Origin of the sequence: Staphylococcus arlettae (assembly GCF_002902345.1) — a bacterium.
In the GTDB taxonomy this organism is placed as follows: domain Bacteria; phylum Bacillota; class Bacilli; order Staphylococcales; family Staphylococcaceae; genus Staphylococcus; species Staphylococcus arlettae.
In genome coordinates this window covers 55,152-68,626 of sequence record NZ_PPQB01000018.1, presented here as the reverse complement: position 1 = coordinate 68,626, position 13,475 = coordinate 55,152, and the positions used below count along the sequence as shown (strand labels likewise).

Here is a 13,475-nt window from a genome sequence, read left to right as displayed (position 1 = left end):
GTTAGGAACAGTAAATTGTTCCTAACTCTCTTATTTTAGAGTGACTGTAATATTTTATAATAGGTTATGACGAGAAATTATGATGAGTGGTGTCTGTTAAAGTGTCATCTAATAACGGAATTGTGCTACCGTTAACTACAAAAATCGGAATAGTACCTAGAGTGACAGGTATTGTAATAGTTTGACCACCATCATAATATTGCTTTGTAAAGAAGTCTATCCAACCGCTATCATTAGCAGGTAAGTAAATTGATTTTTGTTGCTGTCCTTGTGCCACTATTGGAGCTACCAATAGATCCGGTCCAAGCATCCAAGCAGATGTATTAGTTAACGTTGTTGTATCCTCTTCAAAATCATAAAAAGTAGGGCGTACAATGGCTTCAAAATTTTGGTGACTCAATTGTTGTAATTTATCAAAATAAGGGACGAGACGTTCATGGAGTAACATTGCAGCTGTGATTTCTGGCATCACAGAAGGATGCATCCAAGGTTCATTCACCGTTGCATCACTATTCCAAGAATGAATCGAGAATCTTGGATAAAAGATACCGTTTTGCACCCATCTGACAAATAATTCAGGGTCCGGTTTAGGACCGGAAAAACCACCGATATCATGACCAAAATTATGTACTCCAGACAGACTTAATCCTTGTGCCATATAGTTGTTGTATTCCAATGTTTCCCAGCTTGTAGCATTGTCGCCTGTCCAAGTTTGGACATATTTAGACATACCTGCACAGCCCGAACGACTAATAATATATGGATAATCTGTAGCTGTCGCAGTTTGTTGAATTTCTCTTGAAGCCATAGACATTAATAAAGGCATAACTGCTCGATAGTCATTGAAGCGTTGACATTGGCCATTAAATCCATATACTGTTGCGTTATCATCCCAAATTTCAAATTCATTATTATCATTCCACGTACAATTTATATGGTTATCGAGCAACTGTTTTTTAATTTGTTGTTGCCACCATGCTATTGTTTGTGGATTGGTAAAATCTAAATAATAACCTTGGTCATCCCAAAATTGAATTTTTAAAGGATTACCATCACTGTCTGTAATAAAACCATTGAAAGCTAATACTTCTTCTAATAAAGGATGGTTTAGCATTAAAGATGGCTTGATATTAGCAACAATTTCAACATTATTGTCAGTGAATTTTTGTCCGAAACCTTTTGGATCCGGAAATTTATCATAGTTCCAATTAAATACGTAGCGTTTATCGTCAATTGACGTATAGCCAGAAGATAAGTGGAAAGAACGAACATGAATATTATGCTGCTGGCAGTCTGTTAAAAATTGGTTGAGTCGTTGTTGAGAGTGAGGTTCATCTGTATATTGCATTGTAGAACCTGAATAGGAAGCACTCCAACTTGGGAATAGTGTTGGTCGTCCAGTTAACTGACTGAAATGTTGAGCAACTGCTTTAATGCTGTTGCCACCTATCACATAGTAATCGAGAAAGTCAGCAGCTGTCTCATAATAACGGTAGTAACCATGATAGTTATCGAGCTCTTTCCCTAAATCGAAAACAGAACGTTGATAGTCGTCGTAAAATAAACCATATGATTGTTTAGTATCACGATGGTGTGTAATGTAAAAAGGAATATGTTTGTATAAAGGATCGGTAGATTGGGCATTGTAGCCCATCGCATCAATATTGGTCATACGCATGCGTTGACCATGTTTATCTACACCGCCTGTTTTTTCGCCTAAACCAAAATATTGTTCTTCAGACGAACGTGAGATATAGTGGCAAGTTGGATGTGTAGCGGCAATATGGTGTTGATAGGCTTGTGTTTTTCTATCACTAAATAATGGTAACCATTGTTGAGCTGTATTTAGTTGATACCAGTCACAATGCAAAGTTGACGTGTTGATGATTACTTTAAGGAGAGCGGTTTGAACAGTCAATGTGTCAGCATCTAGTTTTGTCGTAAAGTCAGGTAGGCTAAAGTTTTGGGTATGATAACGGGATAAGCCTTCATAAGGTAAAACAGTATCGAAAGGAGTTACAGTGTATGTAGGTAACTCAATGGGTGCTGTAGGTGTGAGTTTCATATTAATGATATGTGGTTCTAATATACGTAATGTACAATAGAAAGTCTGCTCATTATTTTGTAACGTAATGGTATGGGAATTTGGATAGGAAATGTGCGTGTGATTAGTATTCATGAATTAGCGCTCCTTTTTATAACAACGTTGTTAATTTATAAAGTTATTATACCAATAACCTGTTTGTTAGGAAATAACATTGTTTTTGCACTTAGGTAGTAGTGGGGGTATCAATAATTATAAGTTGTTCGACATGTGCCTGATAATCATCCCAATTAATGTCTGAGTGCGTGTTGTCAGTAATTAAGGTAGTAATGTGTTGGGGATTACAAACAGAGTATAATGAAACTTTATCGAATTTGGAACTATCAGCTAAAACATAAACCGCTTTTGCTTGAGCGACCATTTGTCTTTTAGTTGCAGCTAATGTGTCATTATAATGCGTTACACCTTTATGCGCATCAATCGCTGGTGTAGCTAAAAATAGTTTGAGCGGGTTGAATGAACTTAAGTTAGTTAGCGTTAACGCACCATTTAAAACATAATTATCTGGATGTAAAGATCCTCCTGTAACAATAATATGATGACCACTCGATTTTAACAACGAAGCAATATAAATATCATTCGTGATTATTGTCAAATTGTGTTTTGATTTTAAAGCATGTGCAAAGTGTAATGTTGTAGAACCAGAATCAATAATCAGTGTGTCATTATCATCCACGAAGTCAGCCGCTTTCTGGCCGATACGTCTTTTTTCATCATAAAAAGTAGTTTCACGATCATCAAAATTAAGTTCATCCCAAACTTCGGTATTATTTAACACGACACCACCATGTGTACGCTTAATTTGGTTGAATTGTTCTAGTTTGTGTAAATCACGACGAATAGTTGCAGCATGTACATTAAATTCAGTAGCTAAAGTACGCACAGTAGCTTGTTTATTAGTTTGTAAAAAATTAATGATGCGCTGTTCTCTGTCAGCTGGTAACATACAAAACACCTCAGTTTAATATTAATATAGAGTAATAAAGCTGTGTACGGTAAAGTCCAACCTCACTTACCAATGATATTGTAAGTAGGTTTTTGTCCAGCCTTTATGTTGAACTGTATCTTCCATAGCAGTAGTTAAATCTGCAGTATTGTAAATATCATAGGCTTGTTCAGGAATTAATTGTTGTAAAACTTGTTGATAGTTTGGGTTAGCAAAAGCAGCAATTAACTGTTCGAACTCTCTTTTAGTACTACGTGAACTACCGGACAGTGTTAATCCTTTTTCTAAAATGTCACGCGTATTAATACCTACTAAATCTTCTGTGACACCCATTAAAATAAGTTGACCTTGACGTTCAATTAAGTCAATTGCTTGATTGATTGCAGATTCTGAAAAATGACCACCTGTACATTCAAAGACAGTGTGTACACCGCGATGTTGTGTGAAGTTATAGTCAAATACTAAGTGTGTTGTAGCAAATGACTCAAAAGCGGCTAGTTTTTGTGAATCCGCACCAAAGACGATTAAGTTTGAAGGATGAATATCATATATAAAATGAAGTGCACTGGCTGCTAAGTAACCTACCGGTCCGTCACCAAAAATTGCTACTTGTGGTGCTTCTGTAGTAGTAAGTTGTTGTAGCTGATTAATAGGAAATAAAGAAACTGAACATAATTCAGCTAATAAAGCGACATCTTCATTTAAGTCTGACGGAATTTTAACGACATTATCACCGGGAACTACCATATGACTTTGACAAATGCCATCATATCCACTGCCCATAAATAATGCATTTTCATCGTAATTATCTAAAAGTTCAGTAGTAGGAAAACTAGTTTTACGCAGTCTTGAAGGAATATTAGGCACGATTACGACTTTATCACCTACATCTACAGTTGAATGTTTGGATTGTTCTACTACACCAATACCTTCATGGAATAAAGCCATTGGCAATTTTTTAGCTAATGCTTCTGGGCGACGTTTACCAGTATAGTAGCGCAAATCTGCATGACAGATACTTGCTTTTGTCGGTTTCACGACGATATCGCCTTCATTAAAATCATGTGACAGTGTAGTTTTTTCAAAGACACCAGGTGCGGTTAAACGATAAGCAGTTGATTGAATATTCATCATATACCACCTCAGAAAATGTTTGTTTTTGTTTATATTTCATATAATAAGCGATGAATTAAGAAAAAACAAACATAAATGAACAATAAAAATGTAGCTACTTGTTTATTAAGCGTTGTGTATATTGATTTTTTAGTCGATTTTGCTTATCATTTAAGAAAACGTTTCCATGTTAAAAGGACGGAGGGTATTTATGAGTTATAGTATAGGGATTGATTTTGGGACAAGTTCAGGGCGAGTGTTTTTAATTAATGCGTCAACTGGAGAAATAGTAACACAATATGTTAAACCATATACCCATGGTACGATAGAAAAAAGTTTGAATGGTGTGGAATTACCACGTGAATTTGCCTTACAAAATGCTAATGATTATTTGGAAGTAATTAATGAAGGTATACCAGCTATGTTGGCTGATGTAGCTATTTCACCTAAGGAAATAGTGGGTATTGGTATTGATTTTACCTCATCAACTGTCATGTTTGTTGATGAAACGTTAGAACCAGTTCATAATTTAGCACAGTTTCAAAATAACCCACACGCCTATGTTAAATTGTGGAAACATCATGGCGCACAAGCAGAAGCAGATCAATTATTTACAACGGCACTGGCTGAAAAAAATCGTTGGTTAGGATATTATGGTTTTAATGTAAGTAGTGAATGGATGATTCCTAAAATTTTAGAAGTAAACAATAAAGCTCCTGAGGTGATGGCAGCAACAAGCTATATTATGGAAGCTGGAGACTGGATTGTGAACAAACTGACAGGGAGAAATATTAGATCGAACTGTGGCCTTGGCTTCAAATCGTTTTGGGAAGAAGAGGAAGGATTTCATTATGATTTGTTCGATAAAGTAGATGGAGAACTTTCAGAAATTGTGCGTACTAAAGTCGATGCACCTATTGTTAAAATAGGTGAGACTGCAGGAAGACTTAGCGCAGATATGGCTGAACAACTAGGTTTAGATCCAGAAACACAAGTAAGTCCTTTTATTATTGATGCTCATGCCAGTTTGTTAGGCATTGGTTCACAACAAGATAAAGAAATGACTATGGTGATGGGAACAAGCACCTGCCATTTAATGTTAAATAAAACACAACACAAAGTGCCAGGGATTTCTGGTTCGGTAAAAGGTGCGATCATTCCAGGTATCTATGCGTACGAAGCAGGACAATCTGCAGTAGGAGATTTATTTGAGTATGTGGCTAAACAGGCGCCCGCTGCTTATGTTGAGGAAGCAACACAACTAGGTATTTCGATTTTTGAGGTGTTAAATCAAAAAGCAGAACAGCTCTATCCGGGTGAAAGTGGATTAATCGCACTTGATTGGCATAATGGTAATCGTAGCGTACTTAGTGACAGTCAGTTAACAGGTTGTTTGTTTGGTATGACATTGAAAACGACGCATGCAGAAATTTATAGAGGCTATATGGAAGCTACAGCATTTGGAACGAAAATGATTATGCAACAATATGAAGGATGGCAGATGACGGTAGATCGTGTTTTTGCTTGTGGTGGTATTCCGAAGAAAAATCCATTGCTGATGGATATTTATGCAAATGTGCTCAACAAAAAAATAACTGTAATCGATAGTGAATATGCACCAGCTATTGGAGCTGCAATACTAGGGGCGATTAGTGGTAATGCACATGCTACATTTGATAGCGCCATTCAAGCAATGAAGGAGCCAGTACTCTATGAAGTTGAGCCAGACCCAACTAAAGTAGAACGTTATCAAACATTGTTTGAAGCTTACAACGAGTTACATGATATTCATGGGTATAAAAAGGCGAGGATAATGCGTGAGGTATCACAATTGGCGACAGCTCCTAGGCCAGAATAAACTGAGGGAGTGAGACAGAATCTCGTTTTATTACAAAGGTTTCGTCGTACCCTCGGTAAGGATGACCAGAATTGAAAAAAGCTTAATGTGAAGCACATTTTAGCTTAGTCATCTACTGACAATATGAAAGGAGACTGGGATGAATTAATTCTGTCCCAGTCTCAATTATTATGCTGCAAAAATATTCTTAACGGCATCTATTAAACTATAAAGACCTAAAAATGTAACAACTAAGACAACAATAAAACTAATGATATTAAGTTGCCATGTATTTGCATATTTGCCCATAAGTTTCTTTTTATTAATAATAATTAAGATTAATATGGCAACAAGTGGTAAAATAATTCCGTTTAAAGCTTGTGCAATAAGTAATACTTGTAGCGGTTCAAAACCTAAAGCAGAAGTAATAATACCTATGATGATAATAACAACGAATACTGCTTTATATTTTTTGCTGCGCATACCACCTTTCCATCCTAACAAGCTACTTATTGTCGCAGCTGCTCCAGTAGGAGAGGCTATGGCAGAAGATAAACCAGCCGCAAATAACCCGATACTAATAATAATAGGAGCAAAATCTCCAAACACCGGTTTCAGCGGTCCCGCTAGCTGAATTACACTAGTAACTTCCTCGCCTTTAATTAAAGTTGCAGCAGAGATTAAAATGGCGGCAGAAATAACTCCGCCAATAGTAATTGAAATAATAGTATCCCATCTGGCAAATTTTAAATCAGTTAAATCTTTAAAACGTTCATGTACAGCTGTAGAATGTATAAAGAAATTGTACGGAACAACAGTTGTACCAATCAACGCGATAACCGTTAAAATTGAACCATTTGGTATTGTGGGAACGAAGACGCCTTGCAGTATTCCAATGACGTCAGGTTGAATCACAATCATCGTAATAATAAAAATAAGTCCCATAATAACCATTAATACAAGCATGATTTTTTCTAAGAAACGGTAATTCCCAAATAAGCCGATAAGTAAAATAATTACACCGATTACTGGTGCCACTAAATGCTCAGGCAACTGTAATAAATATGAAGCACCTAAAGAGGTCCCTATTAGATCTCCACTTATATACGCCGCACAGCCAATAGTAACTGCAATAAGTGTAAACCAGACAATGATAAATTTACCGATTTTATGGGCAAACAATTCCTGAATCGCTTCACCCAAACCTTCTCGAGTGACAAGAGAAAGTCTAATAATCATTTCTTGTAATACAATCGTCGCAATGATAGAAAATACTACTGCCCACAATAAGCTATAACCAAAACCTGCACCACCTTGAGTCATGGTAGTTACAGTACCCGGGCCAATAAATGAAGCAGTAATAATCATTCCTGGACCTAAAGATTTTAGTATTTTTTTGAAACCACCCAACATCAGAACCACATCCCCTGTTTGCTTAGGCCTATAGTTTACCTAAATATTTCGCGTGACCGGCTAATACGTAAAGTACAGCTGTAGAGACAAAATGAGCAGAATTTTGATTGGCATCTTGCATTGGATATACTTCTACATAATCCATGCCACACAAACCAAGTTTGCCAAATTCATGAATTAACGTTAATAATTCATAAGAAGTAATACCGTTGCCATCAACTGGGCCACCTGGATTAAAGGCGAAATCTAATACGTCACTACAAATAGTTAAATAGACGACGTCTACATCTTTACTAGCTAAAGCATAAATATCTTTAGCTAATTTTTTTAAGTTTGTGGCTTCGCGAATATCATTAATGGTTAATGTCACGGCGCCTGCTTGTTCGGCATATTGACCAGTTTCAGGTTTGTTACGCGGTCCGTGAATGCCTGTGTGGATGATACTTTCATTTCTAATACCATCAGTTTCGTACAAACGCATAAAAGGTGTGCTTCGTGCATATGCTTCACCTTCATAATCAGGCATATTATCGTAATGTGCGTCTAAATGTATAATACCTACACGCTTATTCATTTTAGTTAATGCTTTTAAGATTGGATATGTAACACCATGTTCGCCACCAAGGCCGATTAAAAATTTATTCGTTTGCCATAAATTGTAAGCAAAACTTTCTATATTGTCATAACTTTGCTTATTGTCATGCGCTACGAAAGGGACATCTCCCACGTCACCCATAGATAAATGTTTGCTGACATCAATATGGTTAAGTTCGGGTAAGTATTGGCTATAACGAGCAGAAGATAAACGAATTTGTTTTGGACCTAATTCCACTCCAGTATAGTCTCCCCAAGTGCTTTCACCTTCAAACGGTACGCCATAAACAAGGACATCAGTATCTAATTCAGTTGCATGTGATAAATTCTTGCTGCCTAGAAAAGTTGGTACATTACCATAAATATTATTTTTCATCGTGAAATCAACTCCCTTTGTTAGTTTATTATTATATATAGTATAATTACCCATTTCAAATATTGTAGCGTAAGCGTTATCATCACTATGTTGTGCCATTAATTTATTTTTATGTAAAATGTTGATTAAATAAACAAAAATATTATAAAATTTAAAGATTGTTGAATTTTTTAGAAAAAAAGAATATTATACAATAAAGTATTGTTGAGATATGTTTATGAATGTACAATTGTTTGTTCAAAAAGGGGTTTGAATAAACTACATATTTATCATGCATACTTTAATCTAATAAACAAATGGGGAATTAGATGGCACATAAGTTAAATAGAGAGCTAAGCAATAGACATATTCAATTGATTGCTATAGGAGGAGCGATAGGCACTGGACTCTTTTTAGGTGCAGGCCAGTCGATTAGTTTGACGGGGCCTTCGATTTTATTGACCTACATTATTGTAGGATTTGTACTGTTTATGTTTATGCGTGCAATGGGGGAAATGTTAATTTCTAATACGCAATATAAAACATTTGCTGATATTGCTCATGATCAAATAGGGCCATTAGCTGGATTTTTGACAGGCTGGACGTATTGGTTAACTTGGATTACTTCTGGCATGGCAGAAATTACTGCCGTTGCCAAATATGTTGAATATTGGTTGCCAGAATTACCAAACTGGATTACATCTCTTGCGTGTATTTTAATTTTAATGACATTGAACTTGGCAAGTACGAAAATGTTTGGTGAGCTTGAATTTTGGTTTTCTATTATTAAAGTAGTGACAATTATTGCATTAATCGTCATTGGTATTGTCATGATTTGTTTTGCTTTTAATACACATTATGGCACAACTGGCTTATCTAATTTATATTCACATGGCGGCTTTTTTCCACATGGTGCTTCCGGGTTTTTAATGTCCTTTCAAATGGTAGTCTTTTCATTTACTGGAATTGAAATTGTGGGTATTACAGCAGGTGAAACGAAAGACCCACGTAAGACGATACCTAAGGCCATAAACAATGTACCTATTAGAATTTTAATATTTTATGTTGGGGCATTGGCTGTTATTATGTCTATCATACCTTGGAATCAAGCAAATCCAGATAACAGTCCATTTGTAGCATTATTTGCATTAATCGGTGTACCTTTCGCGGCAGGATTGATCAATTTCGTCGTGTTAACTGCTGCTTCATCTTCATGTAACAGTGGAATCTTTGCAAATAGTAGAATTTTATTTGGATTAGCAGATAAAAAACAAGTGCATCCACTATTGTTAAAACAAAATAAACAAGGCGTGCCCTTTGTGGCAATTATGGTCACTTGTTTATTGTTGTCGATAACTGTAATCATGAATTACTTCATTCCAAATGCGACACAAGTATTTTTCTATGTTACATCTTTATCGACTATATTATTAATTATTAATTGGATGTTTATTATGCATGCTTACGTAAAATATAGTAAAAATGAACCTCAATCACATAAAACGAGTAGCTTCAAATTGCCAGGTGGTCTAACGATGGCGTATTTTGTGCAAATATTCTTCGTATTTGTGCTAGTCATTTTAGCTGTTACACCTGAAACACGCAGTGGTATGTATATCACACCATTATGGTTTATATTCTTAATTGCAGTGTATTATAAAGCAGTGAAAAAAAGTGGAGATTTATCACTAAGCCGTGGTAATACTGGGTAATAAATATAATGGATTTCAATTAATGAGTGGAGGATTCTAATGGATATTAAATATTCACAAGATGACAATGGTGCATATCAAACTGCGAAAACATATATTGAAGCTACACCACAGACGGTTTTTAAATATTTAAGTACGACGGAAGGTATTCAACAATGGTTTCCACAATTAGAAGTGGACGAACGCGCAGTAGGCGGACATATTTACTTTCATTTAGAAGGTGACAACTATGAAACAATGCATATTACCGAATTTGCTGAGGACCAACGTATAAGTTATACATGGGATGTAGGAGAAGTAAAATTTCAGCTAGAAGCAGACAATAATAGTACGATATTAACGTTAGAAGAATATTTACCTTATACTTTTCCGCACATCATTTTAGATTTTGCTGGATGGCAATTTCAACTAGACAATGTGAAACATGTAATTGAGCAAGGTGAACCGATCGATCAACAAAACTTGGATTTTGAAAATAAAAAATTTGAAATAGCACAACACTTAAATATAGAACAGTGAAGTGTATACTGAGCTAGACTGTACACTACGTTGTGCAGTCTATTTAGTTATAGATAAAATACTTAATTAAAACTTAAAGAAAAATGATTTTTTATATTAATAAGCATTATAGATAATATAGTAAAGTAGATTTATCAAAAAATTTAAAAATTAAGTTTAAATAAAGTTATAAGTGGTAAAGTTAATATACATTCAACTTAAGGAGGAATTTATAATGAGTAAATTTGACGAATTTAAAGACCAAGCTGAAGACAAAGTGAATGAAGTGAAAGATGACAAAGAAAAACAAGAAGAATTAAAAGATAAAGCAAAAGATAAAGCGAATGATTTAAAAGACAAGTTTTAAAATATAGTCACTACGGTGATCATGTTCCCCAGAACATTAATAATGTTCTGGGCGTTTTTATGATTAACATGAACAGTGACATAGAGTCTTTAACATACTTAATGAGTACATTTTATTCTACTAATCAACATTATCAAAGGTGCAGTCACTAAATTTATTAATAAAACAGAGATTATGGAAGTCAGCCATAATCTCTGTTTTATTTTATTAGGTATTATACTGTTGTTGTGACGCTTTTTTGCCATGTACGAAATAATAAACACAAAGTGATACGATAACGAGTAGTCCCATGACAATATATAAATAACGATAACCAATAAATGGAATAATGAAGCCTAAAATAAATGGTCCAATACCAGCACCTAGATCAGCAAACATATAAAAAGTAGATGTGGCTAGACCAATTTTTTCTTTTGGTGACTGTTGGATAGCAATGGCTTGCGCACTAGGGATAACTGTACCGTAGCCAATACCAATAAAGATCGCAGAAATAAATAAAACAATACTACCATTTGTCATTCCTAGCGTTATCAACCCGATGATAAAACTAACGAGTACTGGATACATAATTTTATTTTCTCCGTATTGATCAAAGATTTTTCCAGTAATAGGGCGTGTAACAAATGTACTTACGGCGTAAACTATAAAAAAGAAACTGGAAGCGGCTGCCAAATCAATTTTAGCAGTGAAAACAGTCATAAATGATAGCACACTAGAATAGGCTATACCTACTAAGGCTGCGACCATTGCAATAGGTAGTGCTTCTTTTTGAACATAAGCTTGTATTCCAGAAGGGCGTGTTTTGTCAGTTGATGGTTTAGATAAAGGTAATTTTTTAATACTTAACGCAACAACAAATGCTAGTAAAATAACAATCAAGCAAAGTAAAAAGTTTCCTTGATAGCCTAAATTTTGATTGATAATAATACCAGCGAATGGACCGATAGCAGAAGCTACTGTGACACTTAAAGCATAATAGCCAATTCCTTCGCCTTTACGATTTTCGGGAATAATACGCGAAGACATAGTACCAGTTGCAGTGGATGATAAACCAAATGCAACGCCATGTAATAAACGAACTATCATTAAAATAATTAGACTGTGTATAGCAAAATAAAATGCTACCGTAACAATAGAAAATAAAATGCCACCTAACAAGACGTTTTTAGGTTGCATATTATCTATAATTCTTCCGGCAAATAATCTACCAAACAGCATACCAATGATAAAAATACCAGCTGCCAATCCTCCCATACTTTCGGAAGCGTTATATTTTTCTATTGTGAATACAGTAATGGACACAATAAGCGCATAATGTATGAGATACATTAAAAAATTAACAATAGTAATAAAGATAAAATCTTTAGACCATAGTTTGTCATACATAGTAAGACCTTCCTTTTAGTTGTAATATCAAAACAATTAATATTATAATAATTAAAATATACTTATGTATAATTGGAATTTGTGATATTAATATAAGTTTTACTAAAGTGAGGGGATTTGGTGAATTTTGAGCAACTGGCATATGTCAAAAAGATTTACGAATTGGAGTCTATGATTCATGCTGCAGAAGCGATTCATATTAGTCAGTCAGCTATGAGTCAATCATTAGCGAATTTAGAACAAGAACTAGGTTATACATTGTTTCATCGTTCACGTAAAGGGACGTTACCAACGCCAGAAGGTAAACAATTGATACCCTTTATTATTGATATTTTAGATTCGCGTGACAAGTTGTCAGCAGAAGTTGAAGCGATGACTTCTCATTTGAAAGGATCTTTAATTATCGCCACTATTCCTACTTTATTCAATAAAATTATCCCTAAGGCATTATCAGCATTTAAGAAAGATTACCCACATATAAATGTTGAAATTTTTGAAAGTTCACGTGAAGATATCATCCGGTTGGTAGAAAATAATGAAGTAGATATTGGTTTAATAGGTATTCGTGATAATGAACAACTTAGTTCAACTATAACCTTGCATTCATTAAATCGGACTAGTGATTTTAAATTAATAGTGCCCAAAAAATCTAAATTGGTGTTAAAAGATGTAGTGAGTTTAGAGGAAATACAACAATATCCATTTGTTTTATATGATCGTAGTTTTTATCAACATAATTTTAAAGAATTTGAAGAGGTTTATGGCCCATTAAAAATTGTGTTTCGCACAAATAACCCAGGAGTAGTGCTACGTACAGTAGCTGAAGGTTTAGGTGTTAGTATTGTGTCGAGTTTAATGTTGGAAGAAGATTTATTAATTGAAAGTGGAATGATTGAACAAATACCTATTGGCAATCCTTTTGACTATTATATTTATTTCACCGCTCTGACTAAAGGAGTGCAAAATAAATATTCTGTGGCAAATACCTTTATTACTTATATAAAACAGTAAAACATCAAGGTATCGAGCAAAAAACGCTCGAACATCATTGATGCATCCAGTTCATAGACTTTCGATGAAGTACTAACTTTGTTGGCAGTTTTTGTGCACGCTTTCCGCGGGCACTTCCTCAGCCTGTAGTCTTCGGCGA

General features: G+C 34.8%; 11 protein-coding genes. 5 read left to right on the top strand and 6 right to left on the bottom strand.

Annotated features, from left to right (window positions below; translation table 11 throughout):
- Nucleotides 1-64: 64 nt before the first annotated feature.
- The 3 genes from CD036_RS08570 to CD036_RS08560 form a co-directional block, all read right to left on the bottom strand.
- Nucleotides 65-2,179 carry a glycoside hydrolase family 31 protein gene (locus CD036_RS08570; protein ID WP_225975806.1) on the bottom strand — a complete coding sequence of 705 codons (2,115 nt, stop codon included), beginning with the start codon at nt 2,177-2,179 and terminating at the stop codon, nt 65-67.
- Nucleotides 2,180-2,270: 91 nt separating this feature from the next.
- Nucleotides 2,271-3,050 (bottom strand): DeoR/GlpR family DNA-binding transcription regulator, encoded by a 780-nt coding sequence (locus tag CD036_RS08565; RefSeq protein WP_103388442.1) that lies wholly within the window; start codon nt 3,048-3,050, stop codon nt 2,271-2,273.
- Nucleotides 3,051-3,116: 66 nt separating this feature from the next.
- Nucleotides 3,117-4,181 carry an alcohol dehydrogenase catalytic domain-containing protein gene (locus CD036_RS08560; RefSeq protein WP_002509495.1) on the bottom strand — a complete coding sequence of 355 codons (1,065 nt, stop codon included), beginning with the start codon at nt 4,179-4,181 and terminating at the stop codon, nt 3,117-3,119.
- A gap of 193 nt (nt 4,182-4,374) precedes the next feature.
- Here CD036_RS08560 and CD036_RS08555 point away from each other — a divergent pair, with 193 nt between their 5' ends.
- Nucleotides 4,375-6,021, top strand: a complete 1,647-nt coding sequence (locus tag CD036_RS08555) for a ribulokinase (protein WP_103388441.1) — start codon at nt 4,375-4,377, stop codon at nt 6,019-6,021.
- A gap of 168 nt (nt 6,022-6,189) precedes the next feature.
- On the opposite strand, the gene CD036_RS08550 is transcribed toward CD036_RS08555, so the two are convergent.
- Nucleotides 6,190-7,413, bottom strand: a complete 1,224-nt coding sequence (locus CD036_RS08550) for an Nramp family divalent metal transporter (RefSeq protein WP_103388440.1) — start codon at nt 7,411-7,413, stop codon at nt 6,190-6,192.
- Nucleotides 7,414-7,441: 28 nt separating this feature from the next.
- The gene (locus tag CD036_RS08545; protein ID WP_103388439.1) at nt 7,442-8,383 is read right to left on the bottom strand and encodes an agmatinase family protein; all 942 of its coding nucleotides are present in this window, start codon (nt 8,381-8,383) and stop codon (nt 7,442-7,444) included.
- 308 nt (nt 8,384-8,691) lie between these two features.
- Here CD036_RS08545 and CD036_RS08540 point away from each other — a divergent pair, with 308 nt between their 5' ends.
- The 3 genes from CD036_RS08540 (at nt 8,692) to CD036_RS13320 (ending at nt 10,939) form a co-directional block, all read left to right on the top strand.
- Nucleotides 8,692-10,074, top strand: a complete 1,383-nt coding sequence (locus CD036_RS08540) for an amino acid permease (protein WP_002509499.1) — start codon at nt 8,692-8,694, stop codon at nt 10,072-10,074.
- A 39-nt stretch (nt 10,075-10,113) separates the two neighbouring features.
- Complete coding sequence (locus tag CD036_RS08535) at nt 10,114-10,593, top strand: SRPBCC domain-containing protein (RefSeq protein ID WP_002509500.1); 480 nt, start codon at nt 10,114-10,116, stop codon at nt 10,591-10,593.
- A 214-nt stretch (nt 10,594-10,807) separates the two neighbouring features.
- A complete protein-coding gene (locus tag CD036_RS13320) occupies nt 10,808-10,939 on the top strand; it encodes a hypothetical protein (RefSeq protein WP_002509501.1) in 132 nt (43 codons plus the stop codon).
- Between the two features lie 207 nt (nt 10,940-11,146).
- On the opposite strand, the gene CD036_RS08530 is transcribed toward CD036_RS13320, so the two are convergent.
- Entirely contained in the window at nt 11,147-12,325 is a 1,179-nt protein-coding gene (locus CD036_RS08530) for an MFS transporter (protein WP_021459871.1), read from the bottom strand.
- Nucleotides 12,326-12,445: 120 nt separating this feature from the next.
- On the opposite strand from CD036_RS08530, the gene CD036_RS08525 reads away from it, so the two are divergent.
- On the top strand, nt 12,446-13,336 hold the full coding sequence (locus CD036_RS08525; protein ID WP_103388438.1) for a LysR family transcriptional regulator: 891 nt from the start codon (nt 12,446-12,448) through the stop codon (nt 13,334-13,336).
- The last annotated feature ends 139 nt before the right edge of the window (nt 13,337-13,475 follow it).

Coding starts and splice junctions, on each gene's coding strand:
- CD036_RS08570 (WP_225975806.1), bottom strand. CDS start 2,179: ATGAATACTAATCACACGCACATTTCCTATCCAAATTCCCATACCATT.
- CD036_RS08565 (WP_103388442.1), bottom strand. CDS start 3,050: ATGTTACCAGCTGACAGAGAACAGCGCATCATTAATTTTTTACAAACT.
- CD036_RS08560 (WP_002509495.1), bottom strand. CDS start 4,181: ATGAATATTCAATCAACTGCTTATCGTTTAACCGCACCTGGTGTCTTT.
- CD036_RS08555 (WP_103388441.1), top strand. CDS start 4,375: ATGAGTTATAGTATAGGGATTGATTTTGGGACAAGTTCAGGGCGAGTG.
- CD036_RS08550 (WP_103388440.1), bottom strand. CDS start 7,413: ATGTTGGGTGGTTTCAAAAAAATACTAAAATCTTTAGGTCCAGGAATG.
- CD036_RS08545 (WP_103388439.1), bottom strand. CDS start 8,383: ATGAAAAATAATATTTATGGTAATGTACCAACTTTTCTAGGCAGCAAG.
- CD036_RS08540 (WP_002509499.1), top strand. CDS start 8,692: ATGGCACATAAGTTAAATAGAGAGCTAAGCAATAGACATATTCAATTG.
- CD036_RS08535 (WP_002509500.1), top strand. CDS start 10,114: ATGGATATTAAATATTCACAAGATGACAATGGTGCATATCAAACTGCG.
- CD036_RS13320 (WP_002509501.1), top strand. CDS start 10,808: ATGAGTAAATTTGACGAATTTAAAGACCAAGCTGAAGACAAAGTGAAT.
- CD036_RS08530 (WP_021459871.1), bottom strand. CDS start 12,325: ATGTATGACAAACTATGGTCTAAAGATTTTATCTTTATTACTATTGTT.